This is a genomic window from Hwangdonia lutea (assembly GCF_032814565.1).
Taxonomy (GTDB): domain Bacteria; phylum Bacteroidota; class Bacteroidia; order Flavobacteriales; family Flavobacteriaceae; genus Hwangdonia; species Hwangdonia lutea.
In genome coordinates this window covers 2410677-2433342 of sequence record NZ_CP136521.1, presented here as the reverse complement: position 1 = coordinate 2433342, position 22666 = coordinate 2410677, and the positions used below count along the sequence as shown (strand labels likewise).

General features: G+C 37.9%; 15 protein-coding genes. 13 read left to right on the top strand and 2 right to left on the bottom strand.

The window, feature by feature from the left end:
* Positions 1-116 precede the first annotated feature (116 nt).
* On the top strand, positions 117-1886 hold the full coding sequence (locus tag RNZ46_RS10580; protein ID WP_316982171.1) for an AMP-dependent synthetase/ligase: 1770 nt from the start codon (positions 117-119) through the stop codon (positions 1884-1886).
* A gap of 22 nt (positions 1887-1908) precedes the next feature.
* Here RNZ46_RS10580 and RNZ46_RS10575 read toward each other — a convergent pair whose 3' ends face one another.
* A complete protein-coding gene (locus RNZ46_RS10575; RefSeq protein WP_316982170.1) occupies positions 1909-2928 on the bottom strand; it encodes a glycosyl hydrolase family 18 protein in 1020 nt (339 codons plus the stop codon).
* A gap of 152 nt (positions 2929-3080) precedes the next feature.
* Here RNZ46_RS10575 and RNZ46_RS10570 point away from each other — a divergent pair, with 152 nt between their 5' ends.
* The 11 genes from RNZ46_RS10570 to RNZ46_RS10520 all read left to right on the top strand — a co-directional run bounded on the left by RNZ46_RS10570 (position 3081) and on the right by RNZ46_RS10520 (position 19466).
* Positions 3081-3530, top strand: a complete 450-nt coding sequence (locus RNZ46_RS10570; protein ID WP_316984988.1) for a MarR family winged helix-turn-helix transcriptional regulator — start codon at positions 3081-3083, stop codon at positions 3528-3530.
* 10 nt (positions 3531-3540) lie between these two features.
* Positions 3541-5949, top strand: coding sequence for a 3-hydroxyacyl-CoA dehydrogenase/enoyl-CoA hydratase family protein (locus RNZ46_RS10565; RefSeq protein ID WP_316982169.1), 2409 nt, complete (start codon positions 3541-3543; stop codon positions 5947-5949).
* Positions 5950-6018: 69 nt separating this feature from the next.
* Positions 6019-7209 carry an acetyl-CoA C-acyltransferase gene (locus RNZ46_RS10560; RefSeq protein WP_316982168.1) on the top strand — a complete coding sequence of 397 codons (1191 nt, stop codon included), beginning with the start codon at positions 6019-6021 and terminating at the stop codon, positions 7207-7209.
* Positions 7210-7312: 103 nt separating this feature from the next.
* Positions 7313-9115, top strand: a complete 1803-nt coding sequence (locus RNZ46_RS10555) for an acyl-CoA dehydrogenase FadE (protein WP_316982167.1) — start codon at positions 7313-7315, stop codon at positions 9113-9115.
* Between the two features lie 107 nt (positions 9116-9222).
* Positions 9223-9966 (top strand): nuclear transport factor 2 family protein, encoded by a 744-nt coding sequence (locus RNZ46_RS10550; protein WP_316982166.1) that lies wholly within the window; start codon positions 9223-9225, stop codon positions 9964-9966.
* A 34-nt stretch (positions 9967-10000) separates the two neighbouring features.
* Positions 10001-11335 (top strand): M28 family peptidase, encoded by a 1335-nt coding sequence (locus tag RNZ46_RS10545; protein ID WP_316982165.1) that lies wholly within the window; start codon positions 10001-10003, stop codon positions 11333-11335.
* A gap of 52 nt (positions 11336-11387) precedes the next feature.
* Positions 11388-13040: a M1 family metallopeptidase gene (locus RNZ46_RS10540; RefSeq protein WP_316982164.1), complete on the top strand. Its 1653-nt coding sequence runs from the start codon at positions 11388-11390 to the stop codon at positions 13038-13040.
* 5 nt (positions 13041-13045) lie between these two features.
* Positions 13046-13618 carry a YdeI/OmpD-associated family protein gene (locus tag RNZ46_RS10535; RefSeq protein ID WP_316982163.1) on the top strand — a complete coding sequence of 191 codons (573 nt, stop codon included), beginning with the start codon at positions 13046-13048 and terminating at the stop codon, positions 13616-13618.
* A gap of 77 nt (positions 13619-13695) precedes the next feature.
* Positions 13696-14244, top strand: coding sequence for a PepSY-associated TM helix domain-containing protein (locus tag RNZ46_RS10530; RefSeq protein WP_316982162.1), 549 nt, complete (start codon positions 13696-13698; stop codon positions 14242-14244).
* Positions 14245-14316: 72 nt separating this feature from the next.
* A complete protein-coding gene (locus tag RNZ46_RS10525; RefSeq protein ID WP_316982161.1) occupies positions 14317-17520 on the top strand; it encodes a WD40/YVTN/BNR-like repeat-containing protein in 3204 nt (1067 codons plus the stop codon).
* 2 nt (positions 17521-17522) lie between these two features.
* Positions 17523-19466, top strand: coding sequence for a S9 family peptidase (locus tag RNZ46_RS10520; protein WP_316982160.1), 1944 nt, complete (start codon positions 17523-17525; stop codon positions 19464-19466).
* Positions 19467-19501: 35 nt separating this feature from the next.
* On the opposite strand, the gene RNZ46_RS10515 is transcribed toward RNZ46_RS10520, so the two are convergent.
* Complete coding sequence (locus RNZ46_RS10515; RefSeq protein ID WP_316982159.1) at positions 19502-20179, bottom strand: Crp/Fnr family transcriptional regulator; 678 nt, start codon at positions 20177-20179, stop codon at positions 19502-19504.
* Between the two features lie 106 nt (positions 20180-20285).
* Here RNZ46_RS10515 and RNZ46_RS10510 point away from each other — a divergent pair, with 106 nt between their 5' ends.
* Entirely contained in the window at positions 20286-22661 is a 2376-nt protein-coding gene (locus RNZ46_RS10510; protein ID WP_316982158.1) for a heavy metal translocating P-type ATPase, read from the top strand.
* Positions 22662-22666 lie beyond the last annotated feature (5 nt).

Genomic DNA, 22666 nt, shown 5'->3' with positions numbered 1-22666 from the left:
TTGATAAAAAACGATTTTTATCTAAGCCATCAACCCAATTTTATGGTATTTACTTTGTGTATTTGAAAATCACATTTAATTTCATACTTTGCGAGACAACTAAGGGCACATAGCAAATGACAGAGATTACACGAATTTTCGATTTTCCATATTATCAACTAGAAAAGTATAATTTAAAAAAGGCATTCACTACGAAATACGATGGCGAGTGGAAGTCAATTTCAACCCAAGAATACATAAATCAAGCAAACACGATTAGCAGAGGTTTGTTAAGATTGGGAGTGCAACCAGACGATAAAATTGCGGTAATTTCGTCGACCAACCGAACCGAATGGAATATATTGGACATAGGAATTTTGCAAATTGGCGCACAAAATGTGCCTATTTATCCTACGATTTGTTCGGAAGATTACGAGTATATTTTAAATCATTCTGAAGCTAAGTACTGCTTTGTATCGGATGCTGAAATCATTAAAAAACTTAACACCGTTAAAGCCAGCACCAAGCTTAAAAACGTGTATACTTTTGATGAGGTTTCTGGTGAAACCCATTGGAACGAAGTGTTAAAGCTAGGTGAAGATGACACAAACCAAAATGAAGTTGAGGCCAGAAAAAAAGCAGTTAAATCCAACGATTTGGCTACCTTAATTTATACGTCCGGCACCACCGGAAAACCTAAGGGCGTAATGTTGTCGCACAGCAATTTAGTTTCAAATGTTTTAGATAGTGAAAAACGTGTACCTTTTGATTATGGCGAATCTAAATCACTGAGTTTTCTGCCGGTTTGCCACGTTTTTGAGCGTATGATTTTATACTTATACCAATACTGCGGGGTAGAAATTTATTTTGCCGAATCAATTGAGGCCATGGGTGATAACCTTAAGGAAATTAAACCCAACGTGATGACGGCGGTACCACGATTATACGAGAAAGTTTACGACAAAATTATAGCTAAAGGTGCCGATTTATCGGGCATAAAAAAGATGCTTTTCTTTTGGGCGGTAGAATTAGGTTTAAAATACGAACCCTACGGAAAAAATGGCTGGTGGTACGAAACACAGTTAAAATTGGCGCGAAAACTTATTTTTAGCAAATGGAAAGAAGGTCTTGGCAATAATTTAGATTTAATGGTTTCTGGTAGCGCAGCCTTACAACCCAGGTTAACGCGCATATTTGCTGCGGCCGAAATGCCCATTATGGAAGGTTATGGATTAACCGAAACATCGCCAGTGATTTCGGTAAACGACCAACGCGACGGCGGATTTAAAATTGGAACCGTTGGAAAAGTGATTGATAAGGTTGAAGTGAAAATTGCTAAAGATGGAGAGATTTTGGTAAAAGGCCCCAATGTGATGTTAGGCTATTATAAAGATGCCGAAAAAACAGCCAGTGTTATGACCGATGATTATTTTCATACGGGAGATATTGGTGAATTAGACGCAGAAGGGTTTTTAAAAATTACCGATCGGAAAAAAGAAATGTTTAAAACTTCCGGCGGAAAATATGTAGCTCCGGCTTTAATTGAAAACCGTTTTAAACAGTCGCGATTTATTGAACAAATTATGGTTATTGGAGAAGGCGAAAAAATGCCAGCTGCTTTAATTCAAATTAATTTTGAGTTTGTTGAAGAATGGGCGAAACGACACAACATTAAATTCAGTTCCTCAAAAGACCTTATTACAAACGACACTTTACACGATCGTATTCAAGAAGAAATAGACGATGCCAACAAACATTTTGGCAAATGGGAACACATAAAAAAGTTTGAAATTACACCCGATTTATGGACCATTGATGGCGGTCATTTAACGCCCACCATGAAAATGAAGCGAAAAGCAATTAAAGAAATTTATAAAGATTTGATTGAGAAAATTTATAGGTCTTAATATTCAAAAACCCTCAGCATCTTTACCGATTACCACAAAGCCCGCTGGTTTTTACACCTAAGGCGGTGTATTCATCATGAATGGTTTTTAATAACGAATAATTATCAAAAGAATCTTGCCCAAGCTCCCAAATCATAATGCCACCAATATTCTTATCAAAAGCTAAATTAACTTTAGATTTAATGGTTGGAATCCCATTATAAAAGGTCGTTCCTACCTGATCTAAATTCGCATTATTTACATCATCTCTAACCATTTGATTGTAAGTAACTGCATTAACGGTGGTAGCGTTAACAAAATTGTAGCCATAAAAAGGAACCCCTAGGGTGAGTTTTTCTGCAGAAATGCCTACGATATTATTCCAAAAGTGAATACCTTCTCTTGAAAAATTAAGTGAACTGTGCTGCCCCGGAAATGACGGCAACCACGGTCCCGTGGCATCATACGACATGATATTTATAATATCGAAAACCTGTAACGCGGCATCGGTAACATGACTATACCGTGTATGCGGAAAAGCAGCAGTTATTAATTTATTATGGGTATTTAATGCCGCATCCAATTCTATCACAAAATCGCTATACCCAGAAGTTACATGGCTCCACTCTAAATCGACATCAACACCATCTAAATTATTATCCAACACATAATTAACGATGTTTGAAATAAATCCAGGTCTGTTCGCAGGCACATCAATTAAATTGGACCAATTTGCAGCCTGCTCAACCGTTAAAGCGCCGCCGGCCAAAGAAACACAAATAATTATATCAGGATTGGCATGTCTAGCATCCGAGACCACCTTGGTAATAGTTTCCATAATAATGTTCCCGTCTTTATCAGGATTTGCAAAAGCCAAATTTAAATGGGTAAGCTTACAATATTCAATGTTATCACTCAAAGCAAACCTATAATAAGGTAAATACCCCACTACCACCGCTGTTCTGCCATCTGTTTTCGGGCCGTCGTCTTTAGGTACATCGTCTTTACTGCACGACACCACAAACATAAGCACGGTAAAAAAAAGTAAAATTCTATTTTTCATTCAAATTTGTATTGGCAGCGTAAAAAACCAAAGATATTATATTATGGTACAAATTACTAAAAGTTGCGTTTTACGCTTGGTATTCAATTTTATCAAATTTATTATGCGTGCATAACAAATTTTTTATATCTTTGAGCACCAACTACTCTCAAATGAAAGACAAAACGATTGATTACGTGCTAAGAACCACATGGTTAACTGTTCAAAAAATGTATAACGAAGAGGCTTCAAAGTTTGATGCCACCATGGCAGTGGCCTTTACGTTATTGAGCATAGACCCTGTTGACGGGACACCTTCAACCGCTTTGGGTCCTAAAATGGGAATGGAAGCCACGAGTTTATCGCGCATATTAAAAACCATGGAAGTTCGCGGTTTAATTGAACGGAAATCAAATCCGAATGACGGCCGTAGCGTACTCATTCATTTAACCGAGTTTGGCAGAAAAAAAAGAGACTATTCCAAAGAGAAGGTTCTCACTTTTAACGAAGCCATTAAAGGAAATATTTGTGAAGAAAAACTAAATAATTTTTACGAGGTTGCCGAACTAATTAATGATATGGTAGCCAATAAAAAAATATACAATCAAAACAACGATAAGTAGTTAAAACACCATGAGCAAACGTAGAATAAAAAAAATAGCCATTATAGGTTCAGGAATTATGGGAAGCGGTATCGCTTGTCATTTTGCCAATATTGGCGTTGATGTTTTATTATTAGACATTATTCCGAGAGAACTTACCGACACTGAAAAAGCTAAAGGCTTAACTTTAGACGATAAAATTGTTAGAAACCGATTAGTGAACAACGCCTTGGCGGCATCCATAAAATCGAAACCCGCACCACTCTATCACCCTTCTTTTAAAAACCGAATTACTACGGGCAATCTTGAAGACGACATAGCTAAAGTTGCCGATGTGGATTGGATTATGGAGGTTGTTGTAGAGCGCTTGGATATCAAGCAACAAGTTTTCGAAAAGCTTGAAAAACACAGAACACCCGGAACATTAATTACTTCGAACACCTCGGGAATTCCTATAAAATTTATGAGCGAAGGCCGAAGTGAAGATTTTCAAAAGCATTTCTGCGGCACACACTTTTTTAATCCTGCTCGTTACTTAAAATTATTTGAAATTATTCCAGGCCCAAAAACAGATGCTTCTGTATTAGAGTTTTTGAATGGTTATGGAGAGCAATTCTTAGGAAAAACCTCGGTAATCGCTAAAGATACTCCGGCGTTTATTGGGAATAGAATCGGAATTTTTAGTATCCAAAGTTTATTTCACACGGTTAAAGATTTAGATTTAACCATTGAAGAAGTCGATAAATTATCGGGGCCAGTAATTGGTCGCCCAAAATCGGCAACCTTCAGAACGGTTGATGTTGTGGGATTGGATACTTTGGTTCATGTGGCAAACGGCATTAGGGAAAACTGTCCGAAAGACGAACGTATTGAATTATTTGAATTACCAGATTTCATCAACAAAATGATGGAAAACAAATGGTTAGGCAGTAAAACCGGACAAGGTTTTTATAAAAAAGTAAGAAAAGACGATGGATCTTCGGAAATCCTATCGCTAGACTTAAACACATTAGAATACAGAGAAAAAAAACGTGCAAAATTCGCGACATTAGAATTAACCAAAACTGTTGATAAGGTTGTTGACCGTTTTAAAATTTTGGTGAAAGGAAAAGATAAAGCAGGTGAATTTTACCGTAAGAGCTTTGCTGCATTATTCGCATACGTATCACATAGGATTCCAGAAATAACAGATGATTTATACAAAATAGATGATGCGATGAAAGCTGGTTTTGGCTGGGAACATGGCCCGTTCCAAATATGGGATGCCATAGGTGTTGAAAAAGGTATTGAAATGATGAAAGCCGAAGGGCTGGAACCAAATACATGGGTAAACAACATGTTGGCCGCTGGATGCACATCATTCTATACCATAAAAAATGGGGCAACTTATGCGTATGATATTCCTAAGCGATCACATGAAAAAATACCTGGACAGGATGCCTTCATTATTTTGGATAACATCAGAAAATCGAATGAAGTCTTTAAAAACTCAGGTGTTGTTATCGAAGATTTGGGCGACGGTATTTTAAATGTAGAATTCCAATCGAAAATGAACACCATTGGAGGCGATGTTTTAGCAGGTTTAAATAAAGCTATTGATTTAGCCGAAAAGGATTTTGCAGGATTGGTGGTTGGTAATCAAGCTGCTAATTTCTCCGTAGGCGCCAATATTGGTATGATTTTTATGATGGCTGCCGAACAAGAATATGACGAGCTTAATATGGCTATAAAATATTTTCAGGACACCATGATGCGCATGCGCTATTCGGCTATTCCAACCGTTGCCGCACCACATGGTATGGCACTAGGTGGTGGCTGTGAACTATCGATGCACGCCGACAAAGTGGTTGCTGCTGCCGAAACCTACATCGGATTGGTTGAATTTGGAGTCGGGGTCATTCCTGGCGGTGGAGGCTCAAAAGAAATGGCTTTAAGAGCACAAGATACTTTTAGAAAAGGTGATGTTCAGTTAAATGTTCTTCAAGAATATTTCTTAACTATTGGTATGGCTAAAGTAGCGACTTCGGCGTACGAGGCTTTCGATTTAGGCATTCTTCAAAAAGGAAAAGATATTGTTGTAGTTAATAAAGACCGTCAAATTGCGGTTGCCAAACAACATGCAAAATTAATGGCGGATATGGGTTATACCCAACCTGTAAAACGCACGGATATAAAAGTGCTCGGAAAACAAGCATTAGGTATGTTTTTAGTGGGAACCGACGCTATGGAAGACAGTAATTACATCAGTGCACACGATAAAAAAATTGCCAATAAATTAGCATACGTTATGGCCGGTGGCGATTTATCTGAGCCAACTTTGGTAAGCGAACAATATCTATTGGATTTAGAACGAGAAGCCTTTTTAAGTTTATGTACCGAACGTAAAACTTTGGAACGGATTCAACACATGTTAACTAAAGGAAAACCATTACGTAATTAGCGGACTTAGATTCTCAGATTTCCAGAATATTAGAAATCTTAAAATCTAATTATCAAAAAATCTAAAATTATGAAACAAGCATATATAGTAAAAGCATACAGAACGGCCGTCGGTAAAGCACCTAAAGGCGTGTTCCGTTTCAAAAGAACAGACGAACTCGCTGCTGAAACCATTCAGCACATGATGAAAGAACTACCAGATTTCGATAAAAAACGCATCGACGATGTTATTGTTGGTAACGCTATGCCCGAAGGTTCACAAGGTTTAAATATGGCGCGATTTATTTCTTTAATCGGATTAAACAGTGTTGACGTACCAGGGGTTACTGTAAATCGTTTTTGCGCATCGGGTATTGAAACTATCGGTATTGCAACTGCAAAAATTCAATCTGGTATGGCCGATTGTATTATCGCTGGTGGCGCAGAAAGTATGAGTGCAGTACCAATGACAGGGTTTAAACCAGAGTTAAATTACGATACCGTAAAAGCGGGTCATGAAGATTATTACTGGGGCATGGGAAACACGGCAGAAGCTGTTGCCAATCAGTTTAAGGTATCTCGTGAAGATCAAGATGAGTTTGCATACAATTCACATATGAAAGCTTTAAGAGCACAAGCCGAAGATCGTTTTCAAGATCAAATTGTACCAATCGATGTCGAACAAACTTATATTGATAACAACGGCAAAAAAGCAACTAAAAAATATACCGTGACGAAAGATGAAGGTCCTCGAAAAGGAACAAATCTTGAAGCCTTGGCAAAACTCCGCCCCGTATTTGCTCAAGGCGGAAGTGTTACTGCAGGAAACTCATCGCAAATGAGTGATGGCGCTGCATTTGTAATGATTATGAGCGAAGACATGGTAAAAGAATTAAACCTTGAACCTATTGCACGTTTAGTCAATTATGCTGCTGCAGGAGTCGAGCCACGCATTATGGGAATTGGTCCCGTCAAGGCCATTCCGAAAGCCTTAAAACAAGCAGGTTTAAAACAAGACGATTTAGAACTTATCGAATTAAACGAAGCCTTCGCTTCGCAATCTTTAGCAGTCATCAGGGAGTTGGATTTAAATCCAGACATCATTAACGTAAATGGTGGTGCTATTGCACTTGGTCACCCACTCGGATGCACAGGAGCAAAACTTTCGGTGCAGTTATTTGATGAAATGCGTAAACGAAACATGACAGGAAAATACGGAGCCGTAACCATGTGTGTGGGTACCGGACAAGGTGCTTGCGGGATATTTGAATTTTTGAATTAAGAATATAGACGAACAGAGTCTAGAATCTAGACTATTAAATTATTATAACAACAAAACACAGTCTAGAATCCAAAGTCTAGCTGTCTAGAATCTAAAAAAAACAATGGAAACAAAAGAAAAAGACCTATTAAGAGGCGGCCAATTCTTAGTAAAAGAAACAAACTGCGAAGACGTATTTACTCCAGAAGATTTTTCGGAAGAACAAAATATGATGAAAGAAGCGGTTATAGAATTTAACGACCGCGAAATTATTCCACACAAACCACGTTTTGAAGCAAAAGATTTTGCTTTAACCGAGGAAGTTATGCGTAAGGCTGGAGAACTAGGTTTTCTTGGTGTCGCTGTACCTGAAGCTTACGGAGGTTTGGAAATGGGCTTTGTATCCACCCTATTGGTTTGCGATTACATCTCAAGTGGCACAGGTTCTTTTAGTACCGCATTTGGAGCGCATACAGGTATTGGCACCATGCCAATCACCCTTTATGGTACCGAAGAGCAAAAGCAAAAATATGTTCCTAAGTTAGCCACAGGAGAGTGGTTTGGTGCTTATTGTTTAACCGAGCCCGGAGCAGGTAGTGATGCCAATTCCGGCAAAACCACAGCAACGTTATCCGATGACGGTAAAAGTTACAAAATAAACGGCCAAAAAATGTGGATTTCCAATGCTGGGTTTTGTAGCCTAATGATTGTTTTTGCACGTATTGAAAACGATAAAAACATAACAGGTTTTATTGTTGAAAACGATGCAAGTAACGGCATAACTATGGGCGAAGAAGAGCACAAGCTAGGTATTCGCGCCTCTTCAACCCGACAGGTATTTTTTAACGATACGGTTGTACCCATAGAAAACATGTTGGCTGGTCGTGGTGAAGGCTTTAAAATAGCTATGAACGCCCTTAATGTTGGTCGTATAAAATTGGCAGGCGCTTGTTTAGATTCTCAAAGACGCATCTTAACAACGGCCGTACAATATGCCAATGAACGCAAACAGTTTAAAACACCCATTTCAGAGTTTGGCGCCATTAAGGTAAAATTAGCAGAAATGGCCACCAGTGCCTATGCTGGCGAATCGGCCACCTATCGTGCTGCAAAAAATATTGAAGACCGTATTGCGTTAAGGGTTGCTGCCGGAAACTCACACCAAGAAGCTGAACTTAAAGGTGTTGAAGAATATGCTATTGAATGTTCCATACTTAAAGTTGCGGTCTCTGAAGATGTTCAGAATGCTGCAGATGAAGGTATTCAAATTTTTGGAGGTATGGGATTCTCTGAAGAAACCCCAATGGAAGCTGCTTGGAGAGATGCTCGTATCGCACGTATTTACGAAGGCACCAACGAAATTAACCGAATGCTTTCCGTAGGCATGTTGGTTAAAAAAGCCATGAAAGGACATGTTGACTTATTAGGACCAGCACAAGCTGTACAGGAAGAATTAATGGGTATCCCATCTTTTGAAACACCTAATTATTCCGAGTTGTTTTCAGAAGAAAAGGAAATGATTAAGAAGCTTAAAAAAACATTCCTAATGGTTGCTGGTGGTGCCGTACAAAAATACGGTCCGCAATTAGAAGACCACCAACAATTATTAATTGCCGCCGCCGATATTTTAATTGAAATTTATATGGCCGAATCCGCAATTCTAAGAACAGAGAAAAATGCAAAACGCTTTGGCGAAGAAGCGCAATCTGTTCAAATCGCCATGTCTAAATTATATTTATATCACGCGGTAGACATTATTGAAGAAAAAGGAAAAGAAAGCATCATTTCGTTTGCCGAAGGTGACGAACAACGTATGCTTTTAATGGGACTTAAGCGCTTTACTAAATATCAAAACTATCCAGATATCGTAGATTTACGAAATGAAATAGCTGAAAAAGTAAAGACTGAAAATAAATATTGTTTTTAGTTTTCTAAAAACATAGTGTGACTAGCTCAAATGAGAAAAGCGCTTAAGAATTAATTTTCTTGAGCGTTTTTTTATTTTACTATCTTTAGAACATCAATCAAATTACAATGAAACTAAATCTAGTCATTTTCCTCATATTTTCCCTTTCGGTTTATTCGCAAACCCACACAGATTCACTGCACAAAAACCAACCTGAAAGCATAGTGCAAAAACACATTGAACCTTTTAACAACAGAAATTTAGATGACTTTGTTAAGGCTTTCGATAGTCGTATTTTAGTAAGCCGATTTCCAAATGACACCATGTATTTAGGGCGCGATAAATTAAAGGAAAACTATGCCCGTTTCTTTCAAAAAAATAAAAAATCCCATGTTAAAGTGCTCAAACGCATGGTAATAAACAATATTGTAATTGACGAAGAATTAGCCACCGTAAACCATGCAACCAATAGGCATGTTACTATCTACAATACCGGAAAAGAAGGCATAAAATCCATGACTTTTGTCAATAACTCAAAAACAACTTCAAACCCCGAAGCTATTGTAAACAAACAACTGGAAGCTTACAACAAACGCGATATCGATGCCTTTGTAAATACCTATTCAACCGATATAAAATTATACAAATTCCCCAACAGTTTAATGTCCGAAGGGCAAGATGCGCTTAAAAAACAGTACGAATCGATGTTCGAAAAAACTCCCGATTTAAATGCTGAAATTGTAAACAGAATGGTATTGGGCAATAAAGTAATAGACAAAGAAAAGGTTACTGCCAATGGTAATATTTTTTATGCTATTGCTATATACGAGGTCAAAAACGGCAAAATAAATAAAGTAACATTTATTCAATAAACAACTATAAAATTAATTTACATCAAAGACTAATATGAAAGTTCTAATCACATTTGGCTTTTGCCTTTTAACCATTACTTCCTTTTCTCAAAACCATCAAAAAATTTACGATATTATTGATGCGGTATCGGCCGATCGTATTCAAAAAGACATTCAAACTTTGGTTAATTTTGGCACACGAAACACCTTTAGCGATACCCTTTCCAAAACACGTGGTATTGGCGCAGCAAGACGTTGGATTAAATCAGAATTCGAGTCTATCTCAAAAGAATGCAACCAGTGCTTAGAGGTTTTCTACCAAAAAGATTTTGCAACCAAAGAAGGGAACCGTCGCGTGCCACACGATGCTTGGGTGGTTAATGTTGTGGCCATTCAAAAAGGTACAACCTACCCCAATCGCTACATTATAATGAGTGGCGATATCGATTCTCGCGCCAGTAATACCATGGATTTTACAACCGATGCCCCCGGAGCAAACGATAATGCCTCGGGTATGGCGGGCACTATTGAAGCCGCTCGAGTATTGAGTAAATACAAGTTTGAAAACAGCATAGTTTATGTCGGGCTTTCTGGCGAGGAACAAGGGCTTTTTGGCGGTGCTGGATTAGCAAAATATGCTCAGGATAAAGGTTGGGACATTATCGGTGTTTTAAATAACGACATGATTGGAAACATTAAAGGCGTTGATGGTGTAATCGACAATAGAACCTTTAGAATCTTTTCTGAACCCACGCCTCCAACCGAAACCGAACGCCAAAGAAATGCACGTCGTTTTTACGGTGGCGAAGTCGATGGTATTTCACGCCAATTAGCACGTTATATTCATAAAACCACAAAAACCTATATGCCGGAAATGAACCCTATGATGGTGTACCGATTGGATCGCTTTGGTCGTGGCGGACATCATAGACCGTTTAACGACTTGGGTTTTGCGGGCATCAGGATTATGGAAGCACACGAAAACTACACCCAGCAACATCAAGATATTCGCCAAGAAAACGGCATAAAATATGGCGATGTCATCGAGCATGTTAATTTTGATTATGCAAAAAAACTAACTGCGGTTAACGCTATAAATATGGCGAGTTTAGCTGCTGCACCACCGCAGCCAACAAAGGTGGCTATTGGTGGTATTGTACAACCTTCGGTGAAATTTAAATGGGATAAGGTTGATGGCGCCAAAGGATATAAAATATACTGGCGAAATACCACATCGCCCACCTGGGACCATAGCCGGTACGTTGGTGATGTATCGGAATTTACTTTAAATGGAATCGTGATTGACAATTACTTTTTTGGCATCGCATCGGTTGGAGAAAATGGTTTTGAAAGCGTGATTGCTTTTCCAAACAAAATATTTAGAGATTAATTAACATCAACTTAAACATCTTTTTAATTAATTTTAAGCAAAATTTAAACCCATGAATTACTGCTTCCGTTTATTTGTAATCTTTTTAATGTTTTCGTATGTTTCCATCGAAGCACAAGACCTGTCATCTGAAAAACATCAATTTACAAGGCAAGACACCTTACGTGGTAGCATTACTCCCGAGCGTTCTTGGTGGGATTTAACCTATTATCATTTAGATATAAAAGTAAATCCGGAAGAAAAATCCATTAAAGGAAAAAACACCATTCAATATAAAGTTTTAGAAAATCATTCCGTGATGCAAATCGATTTGCAACCACCTTTAAAACTCACAAAAGCAACCCAAAACGGAAAAGATTTAGACATAAAACACGACGGAAATGCACATTTTATCACGCTAATCGATAATCAAAATGAGGGCGATATAAATAGCGTAACAGTGTATTACGAGGGAATCCCGAAGGAAGCCATTCGCGCCCCTTGGGACGGTGGTGTTTCATGGAGAAAAGACAACAATGGCAACCATTTTATTGCCACATCGTGCCAAGGTTTGGGCGCGAGCGTTTGGTGGCCCAATAAAGACCACATGTACGATGAAGTTGATAGCATGCTCATCAGTGTAAACGTGCCTTCAAAATTAATGAATGTTTCCAACGGCAGATTGCGTAAAATCGAGCAAATTGGCGATACAAAAACCTATCATTGGTTTGTAAAAAACCCCATCAATAACTACGGGGTTAATATGAATATTGGTGATTATGTCCATTTTTCCGAGGTATACGATGGTATGGCAGGGAACTTGGATATGGACTATTACGTTTTGCGCGATAACCTCGAAAAAGCCAAAACCCACTTTAAAGACGCCCCAAAAATGATGGAAGCCTTTGAGCATTGGTTTGGGCAATATCCGTTTTATGCCGATGGTTTTAAACTGGTTGAAGTACCGTATCTGGGCATGGAACATCAAAGCTCTGTAACCTACGGCAATCAGTACAAAAAAGGATATTTAGGACACGATTTATCGGGCACTGGTTGGGGTTTAAAATTCGATTTTATCATTATCCACGAAGCTGGTCACGAGTGGTTTGCCAACAACATTACCAATAAAGACATCGCCGATATGTGGATTCATGAAAGCTTTACATCCTATTCCGAAAACTTATTTTTAGATTATTATTACGGCAAAGAAGCTTCGGCAGATTACGTTATTGGCACGAGAAAAAACATAGCTAATGATAAACCCATCATTGGAAAATATTATGGCGTAAACAAAAAAGGCTCGGGCACAGATATGTATTACAAAGGCGCCAATGTGTTGCATACCTTGCGACAACTTATTGAGGATGATGAAAAATGGCGACAAATTTTACGTAAAATGAATGTTGAATTTTATCATCAAACCGTAACTACGCAACAAATAGAAAATTTTTTATCGAAAGAAACCGGTATTGATTTAACCGAATTTTTTAATCAGTATTTACGAACTACATTAATTCCGACTTTGGAATATACCTTTGAAGATAAAACCTTAAAATACCGTTGGACCAATATTGTTGATGGTTTTGACATGCCTATTCAAATTAAAATTGATGATAAAGCACAATGGCTGTTTCCGAAAGCAGCATGGAAAACGATGCCTTTAAATTCAGGAAACCCGACTTTAATAGTGGATAGAAATTTTTACGTTAAAGTGAAAAAACTTTAATTTACATGGAACTCCCCGAGCTGTATTTTAAAACCGATACCGAATGGCGCAAATGGTTACATGAAAATCACGACACGGTAAAAGGTGTGTATCTTATTTTTTATAAAGTTGAAAACAAAGAAGCGTCGATGCGGTGGGAAGAGGCTGTAAAAGTGGCACTTTGTTACGGTTGGATAGATTCTACAGTAAAAAGCTTGGGCAACGGAAAACGCCGACAGTATTTTACCCCACGAAACAAAAAAAGTGTGTGGAGTGCTTTAAATAAAAAATATATTAAAGAATTGAAGGCTTCAAATTTAATGCACCAAAGCGGTCTTGAAATTATAAAAATCGCAAAAGAAAACGGCTCTTGGACCGCTTTAGATGATGTTGAAAATGAAGTGATTCCAAAAGCACTTCAGCAAGCTTTCAATAAAAATAAAGACGCTTTTAATAATTATAAAAACTTCGCGCCGTCATACAGAAAAGGCTATTTGTATTGGTTAAACCAAGCCAAACGAGAAGCTACAAGAGAAAAACGCATTACAGAAATTATACGCCTTTGCGCATCAAATATTAAAGATAGAGGTGGTTGGTAATAAGTTTCTTAACAACTCTTTAAGAATAAACGTGTAATAATTTCTTATTTTCGGCAGCTTTAAATCTTCTGTTTTTTTTGAAAGCAAAAACCAAAGCATTAGCAAAACAATCTAGAATTTACAGAAAACTGCATAAGTTTGTTGCCGTTCCCTTTGTTGTGTTTATGTTTATAATGGGAGCTACAGGTTTACTTCTTGCCTGGAAAGATCAACTGCAATTTAAACCCAGCACTCAAAAATCCATTGCCAATAATCGCGATTTAATTGCTTTAGATGTCATTAAAGACAATGCGGTTGCTTATATTGAAAAAATGAATCTATCGTCTGAAATCAACCGAATTGATTATCGGCCCAATAAAGGCACAGCCAAAGTGCGTTTTGAGAATCATTTTACAGAATTACAAATAGATTGCTTTTCCGGTGAAATAATTTCTAAAAAACAACGAACAGCAGACATCATCGAGATGATTCACGATGGCTCTATCCTGGATTATCTCTTCAAAAATCAGTCTAAGCCATTAAAGCTTTTTTACTCAACCGCAACCTCATTAGCTCTAATTCTCCTGTCTTTTAGTGGTTTTTGGTTATGGCTAAAACCCCGTCAAATAAAAAAAATAAAGCGCTAAAAATAGGTTTGACACTTATACAGTTCATTTTTCTTAACTTTAAAACTTCAATTAACTAACTAAACTATATTTATGAAAAAATTCATAACCGTAGTGATGCTATTGTGCGTTACTATTTTTTCTGCCCAAGAATTCTCCATGGACATCGTGAAAAACATGGCGCCAAGAAACATTGGCCCCGGTGGCATGTCCGGTCGTGTTACTGCCATAGATGTGGTACATAAAAACCCAGACATTATGTATGTGGGTACCGCTTCTGGTGGCCTTTGGAAATCAGCTTCTGGCGGCATTACTTGGCATCCTATTTTTGATACGGAAGTCACGGCTTCCATTGGGGCGGTGGCCATTCAACAATCCAACCCGAGTGTAATTTGGGTGGGCACCGGAGAGGGCAATCCGCGAAATAGTTTAAACGGCGGTTATGGTATTTACCGTTCACTTGATGCTGGAAAATCATGGAAATCAATGGGTTTAGAGAACACGCGGCATATTCATCGTGTTATTATCGACCCCACAAACCCAAATGTTGTTTATGTGGCAGCAATCGGCTCCCCCTGGGGCGAACATCCCGAACGTGGTGTTTTTAAAACTACCGATGGCGGCGAAACTTGGAACAAAATCCTTTTTGCAAACAACAAAACCGGTGCTGCAGATTTGGTAATGGATCCTACAAATCCCAATAAATTAATTGCAGCCCTTTGGGAACACAAACGCGATCCTTGGTTTTTTAATTCCGGTGGTGAAGGTTCTGGTTTGCACATGACGCATGATGGTGGAAAAACATGGAAAAAAATTACCGATGAAGACGGTTTACCTAAAGGCAATTTAGGACGCATAGGCATTGCCATAGCAGCAAACAAACCCAACATAGTTTACGCTTTGGTAGAAGCTAAAAAGAACGCGCTTTACAAAAGTGAAGACGGCGGTTTTAAATGGAAAAAAATAAACGATAAAAACGATATTGGCAATCGTCCGTTTTATTATTCCGAAATTTATGTTGATCCTCAAAATGAAAACCGCGTGTATTCCATTTACACTTACGTGAATGTTTCAGAAGATGGCGGCAAAAACTTTACACAACTAATGCCCGCTTACAATGCAAACAATGGCATTCATCCCGATCACCATGCGTGGTGGATTCATCCTAAAAATGGTAATTTTATGATTGATGGAAACGATGGTGGACTAAACATAACCAAAGATGGCGGCAAATCGTGGCGATTTATTGGCAATCTTCCGGTCGCTCAATTTTATCATATTAATGTAGATAACGATATTCCGTATAATGTTTACGGCGGTATGCAGGATAATGGGTCGTGGAAAGGCCCCGCCTATGTTTGGAGAGATCAAGGAATTCGCAACTCTTATTGGCAAGAAATTAGTTTTGGTGATGGATTTGATGTGGTGCCCGATAAAGAAAATTCACGTTTTGGTTGGTCTATGTATCAGCAAGGAAATGTTTTTAGATATGATGCCGAAACCGGCAACAACTATTCGGTAAGGCCAACGCATCCTGATGCCAATGTAAAGCTCCGATTTAATTGGAACGCAGCAATAAATATCGATCCTTTTGATAGCAAGACCTTATATTTTGGCAGTCAATTTGTGCACAAATCAACGGATAAAGGATTGACATGGGAGATTATTTCTGACGATTTAACAACCAACGACCCTGAAAAACTTAAACAAAGTGAAAGTGGCGGATTAACCATGGATGCCACCGGTGCCGAAAACCACTGTACCATTTTGGTTATCGAACCATCGCCCGTTGAAAAAGATATGCTTTGGATTGGCACCGATGATGGTCGCGTACATATAACCCAAAATGGCGGACAAAGCTATACCGAGGTCACCAAAAACATAAAAGATTTACCCACAGGAAGTTGGATTGCGCAAATAAAAGCTTCGAACAAAAACAAAGGTGAAGCCCTTTTAATCGCTAATGATTACAGGCGATTTAACTACACACCATACGCCTACCGCACTAAAAATTTCGGAAAAACATGGACACGTATTGTTGATGCCCATGATGTGGAAAGCTATACGCTGTCAATAATTGAAGATATTGAAGAACCAAACCTCATGTTTTTAGGAACTGATGACGGATTATACCTATCGCTTAATGCTGGAGAAACATGGACGAAATGGACGGAGGGTTTCCCTACGGTTTCGGTAAAGGATTTGGTTATTCATCCGCGGGAGCACGATTTAATTATAGGCACTTTTGGTCGTGCCGCTTGGGTTTTAGATGATATTCGCCCGCTGCGAGCCATCGCTAAAAACAAGCAACTTTTAAGCAAAAAACTAGAACTTTTTTCGCCTCCAATTGCTTATCAAGCAGCCTATCAACAACCTACCGGAAGCCGATTTGGAGCAGACGCAATCTATCATGGCGAAAACAGAAAGAGAGGCGCTCAAATAACATATTATGTAACTGTTGATAATAAAGAAGTTTCCGGCGATGATAAAGACCAAGAAAAAGATAACGATGCTTCTGAAAAAGATGAAACTAAAATCAAATGGGATTCCCTAACGATGAAAATTTATGATGGCGATCGTTTAATCCGAACTTTAAACCAAAAAGCACCAAAAGAAACCGGTATTTATAAATGGACTTGGAATATGGATGAAAAAGGTCCGGACAGAGCATCGAGAACCATTAGAAAAAGTAAAAGAGAAAACGGTGGCGTACAGGTGAAACCCGGTGTTTATAAAATCGTGATGCACTTTGGAGACCAAACTTCTGAGGACATGATTAGCGTAAAAAGCGACCCGCGTTTAAACAAAACCCAAAGCAGTATCGACGAAGTTTACAACGCTTCAAAAGATATTGAAAGTTTAACGCAACTTATGGCAGATGCTGTTAAGCAATTGGTTGAAAGTAAAAATGTTTCAAAAAAATACCAATCGGAACTTAAAAAATTAGATAAAGAAAAATATGAAGATGACATAAAAGCTTCAAAAAACATCATTAAGAAAATAGATGAGTTAATTGCCTTATATTTAGGGAAAGAAGATAAACGTCAAGGTATTACTCGCAATTCGGAAGTTAACATTAATCAGCGTATCCGTTTGGCGAATGGCTACGTGAGGTCGAGGCAAAATGGACTAACTTCAACTGAAAACACATTAATTGAACATGCCAAAAACGCTTTAAAAGAGGGCTTGGATAAAACCAACACCTTTTTCAATAACGATTGGAAAGCTTATAAAACGTCTATGGAAAATATTAACTTATCACCATTTAAAACCACTAAATCATTTAAATTAAATTAGTTATGAATAAATTACTAAGCCTAATCCTTTTAGTTTTATTTGTTGGCTGTAAAAAGGACAAAGAAACAAAAGACGTCGCTTTAAATTTAAAGCAATACACCATTGAGCAGTTTATGGATAACGAAGCTGTTGGCGGTGGGAGTTTTTCTCCGGACAACTCAAAGTTACTCGTTTCCAGTAACCGATCGGGAATTTATAATATGTACACCGTACCCACAACCGGTGGCGAGTTTACACCTATTACGGCATCGGATTCTTCATCGGTTTTTGCCATTTCCTATTTCCCCAATGATGAGCGCATGCTATACAGAGCTGATGGCAATGGCGATGAAATTTACCATATCTTTTTGCGTGATACCGATGGAACAATTACAGAATTAACACCCGACGAAGGCGCTAGAGCTTCATTTTATGGATGGGCTCACGATGGTAAGAGTTTTACTTACGGTTCTAATAAAAGAGACAAGCGTTTTATGGATGTTTACGAAATGGATATTAGCAACATGACTTCAAAATTAATTTATCAAAATGATGAAGGCTATAACCTCAATGCCATTTCAAGTGATAAGAATTTATTGGCGCTAAGCAAAACGATAAACACCAACGATAGCGATATTTTTATTTTTAATAGAACTGACAAATCGTTAAAAAAAATAAACGAAAACCAAAGCTCGAATGCTGTACAGGATTTCACTTTAGATAATCAATCCCTTTACTATACAACCGATGATGGTTCGGAGTTTTCATATGTTATGAAATACAATATCGCCACTGGTAAAAAAGAAAAGGTATTGGAAAAATCTTGGGATATTAACGGCATCTATTTTACGCATAACGAAAAATATATGGTGAGCTTTATAAACGAAGATGCCAAAAACACTATAGAAATAACGGAAATGGCAACGGGCAAAAACCTAGAACTTCCCGATTTTAAAAACGGTAGCATTACCAGCGTTGGTTTTTCCAGAGACGAAACCATGATGCGGATGTATGTGGGCGGTTCAAATAGTCCGTCAAACTTATATACCTATAATATTGAAACCAAAAAACTGCATCAACTCACTGATGTACTGAATAAAGACATAGATGCCAACCATCTTGTTACTGCTAAAGTGATAAGATATAAATCTTTTGATGGTCTGGAAATTCCGGCTATTTATTATTTACCGCATCAAGCATCGGCAGACAACAAAGTTCCTGCTTTGGTTTTGGTGCATGGTGGTCCGGGTGGCCAAAGCAGACAAAATTTCAGCTCATTAACGCAATATTTGGTTAATCATGGCTATGCCGTACTTGCAGTAAACAACCGCGGCAGTAGCGGTTACGGAAAAACTTTTTTTCAAATGGACGACTTAAACCATGGCGAAAAAGATTTACAAGACTGTGTTGAAGGTAAAAATTGGTTAGCCTCCCAACCAGAAATTGATGCCAGTAAAATTGGTATTATGGGAGGCTCGTACGGTGGTTATATGACGATGGCTGCATTAACCTACACGCCAAATGAGTTTGCCGTGGGCGTTAATATATTTGGTGTAACAAACTGGTTGCGTACGCTTAAAAGTATTCCGCCGTGGTGGGAATCATTTAAAGATGCACTGTATAAAGAATTGGGCAATCCGCATACAGCAGACTCCATCCGGCTACGTAGAATTTCGCCGTTGTTTCACACCGATAAAGTAACCAAACCTTTAATTGTGCTACAAGGTGCAAAAGACCCGAGGGTTTTACAAGTAGAATCGGATGAGATTGTTGAAGGCGTTCGTAAAAACGGTGTGCCCGTAGAGTATGTTTTATTTGAAGATGAGGGCCACGGTTTTGTTAAAAAAGAAAACCAAATTGAAGCTTACAGCCGTATTCTTAAGTTTTTAGACACTTATCTTAAGAAAGAAAACGAGCCTATTGATGGCGAAATACCTTCAAAAGAAATTGAAGCAGAAACAAATTAAAACTAAAACGCTCTGAAGATTTTCAGAGCGTTTTTTTATTCTACACGTTTTAAACCTTCAATATCTTCAATTTTAATTTGTTTGCCCACAGTGGATATCAAACCTTCTTTTTTAAATTGAGAGAGTACCCGAATAGCAGATTCGGTAGCTGTACCTACGATGTTGGCAAAATCTTCTCTGGAGAGTAAAACACTTAATGTACCATCGGGGTTGGTGCCAAAACTGTCATGAATATAAATTAAGGCTTCGGCCAATCGTTCCCTTACGGATTTTTGGGCCATATTAACGATAACGTCGTCTGCTTCTTTTAAATCTCCCGCCATTTCCTTTAACACTTCAAACGAAAATTTTGAGTTATTTTTTAAATCGTTAATAATTTCACTTTTCGGAATAAAACAAACTTCCATATCATTTAAAGCCACAGCCTGTAAATTAGAGCTTTCATCAGAAATAAGCGAGCGTTGTCCCAACAATTGTCCTTTAACAACCATTTTTACAATTTGGTCTTTTCCGTTGGCACTCAATTTTGAGAGCTTACAAATACCATCCTTTACACAGTAAACGCCATTTAACATTTCGCCTTCTTCAAAAATCACTTCTCCTTTTTTAATAAACATAGACGTTTTACAACCCGAAATACGCATTAACTCATCGGTTGTCAAGGCTTTAAGGGAATTAAACTGCTTAATAATACATTGCTCGCACTTACTCATATCCAATAATTAAATGATTAGCAAAAATAACCAAAACATGACAAATATCATATAAAATTTCTCATTAACTTTACAGTTTTGCAAAAGGTATAAATGAGCAAATATAATGGGCAAAAACACATGTTTTCATTGTGGTTTAGAGGCGGCTTTTAATGAAATTAAATACGATGATAAATCGTTTTGCTGTAATGGATGTAAAACAGTTTACGAAATTTTTTCTGCAAACGATTTAACCTGCTATTACGATTTACAACAAGCGCCTGGAACCACGCCAAAAGATATTGAGGGCAAATACAACTTTTTAGAAAACCCTAAAATTATTGAGCAGTTGCTTGAGTTTAATGATGGGGAAACTCAGGTTGTAAATTTGTACATTCCCAATATTCATTGCAGCTCCTGTATCTGGATTCTCGAAAATTTGAACAAATTAAATGCTTCGGTTAGCGCCTCCCTGGTTAATTTTGGAGAAAAATCCGTTCGGGTAACATACAATTCAAAAACCTTTACATTAAAAAACCTTGTTACGTTACTTAGCAGTATTGGCTACGAACCTTATATAAGTTTAGACGATTACAGCGTTGGCAAAAAAGAAATAGACCGATCGCTTATTTACAAATTAGGCATTGCCGGTTTCGCATTTGGGAATGTGATGTTTTTGTCGTTTCCGGAGTATTTTGAAGTAGGCGAATTTTGGTTGGAACAATACAAATACCTTTTTAGGTGGCTCATGTTTGCCTTTTCGTTACCCGTTATTTTTTACTCGGCACAAGATTATTACATTTCGGCTTACAAAGGTTTGCGCGCAAAAATTTTAAATATTGATGTGCCCATTGCGCTCGGGGCTTCGGTATTGTTTATAAGAAGTTCTGCTGAAATCATGCTCGACATCGGCTCTGGTTTTTTTGATAGCTTAACCGGATTTATTTTCTTTATGTTGTTGGGTAAATTTTTTCAGCAAAAAACCTATTCGTTCTTATCTTTTGAGCGCGATTACAAATCGTATTTCCCCATAGGGATTACAAAAATAACACCCGAAGGCAATGAAGAATCTATCCAAGTTTACGATATTAAAAAAGGCGACCGCCTACTTATTAGAAACGAAGAGTTAATCCCCGTAGACTGTATATTAATTAAAGGAAATGCTCGCATAGATTATAGTTTTGTTACAGGCGAATCCAAAACCGTGGCGAAGCACTCTGGCGACAAGCTATTTGCAGGTGGCAAACAACTTAATGGCACTATTGAGGTTGATGTTTTAAAATCCGTTGAGCAAAGTTACCTCACGCAGCTTTGGAGCAACGATGTTTTTAAAACCGATAAAGCATTGGCTTTTACAGACATTACAAACCGCATTAGCAAACGCTTTACAATCACTATTTTATCAATTGCTCTCCTTGCTACCTCATATTGGTTGGTTATAGATTCCAGTAAGGCATTAAACGTTTTTACATCGGTTTTAATCATTGCTTGCCCCTGCGCCATTGCCCTATCTGCACCTTTTACTTTTGGAAACATTTTACGTATTCTGGGGAACAAAAAATTCTATTTGAAAAACGCCAGCGTGATCGAGCAGTTAGCTAAAATAAATACCATCATTTTTGATAAAACAGGAACGATTACAGCCAATAAGGAAACTACAATAAACTATGAAGGTGAAACGCTTTCAGCCAAAGAAGAATCTCTTTTAAAAAGTACGTTGCGAGGTTCAAACCACCCGTTAAGCCGCTCGTTGTACAATCTTTTAAGTGAACATAACATTGTATCGTTGGATACTTTTGAAGAGCACTTAGGCCAAGGTATTCAAGCCCAATACAAACAAGAACAAATTAAAGTAGGTTCTGCGCCTTTTGTGGGCCATACCACCGATGCAACTACATTAAACACAACGGTACACGTTAGCACAAACAATCAATACAAAGGAAAATTCACCTTTTATAACGCTTATAGGAAAGGCTTATCGCAATTGTTCAATACCTTAAAAAAGGACTACGATTTGGTAATTCTTTCTGGTGATAATGCGGGTGAAAAAGATAATTTAACCAAATTGCTGCCCACAAAAACCAAGTTGTTATTCAACCAAAAACCAGAAGACAAATTAGAGTATATAAAATACCACCAAACCGAAGGCGCTAAAGTTTTAATGATTGGCGACGGGTTAAACGATGCGGGCGCATTGGCTCAAAGTGATGTTGGCATAGCCATTTCAGAAAATGTAAACGTGTTTTCACCGGCTTGCGATGCCATTTTAGATGCTTCAAAATTCAATCAATTATTTAATTATATAAAGGCTTCTAAAGCGGCTATAAAAATTATCAAATGGAGTTTTGCCCTGTCGTTCATTTATAATATTGTTGGCCTCTATTTTGCCGTTACAGGTCAATTAGCACCCGTAGTAGCCGCTATACTAATGCCTTTGAGTTCTATTAGCATTGTAGTATTTACGACCGTTGCCACAAATGTTTTAGGTAGAAAATTAGAATAGAAAAT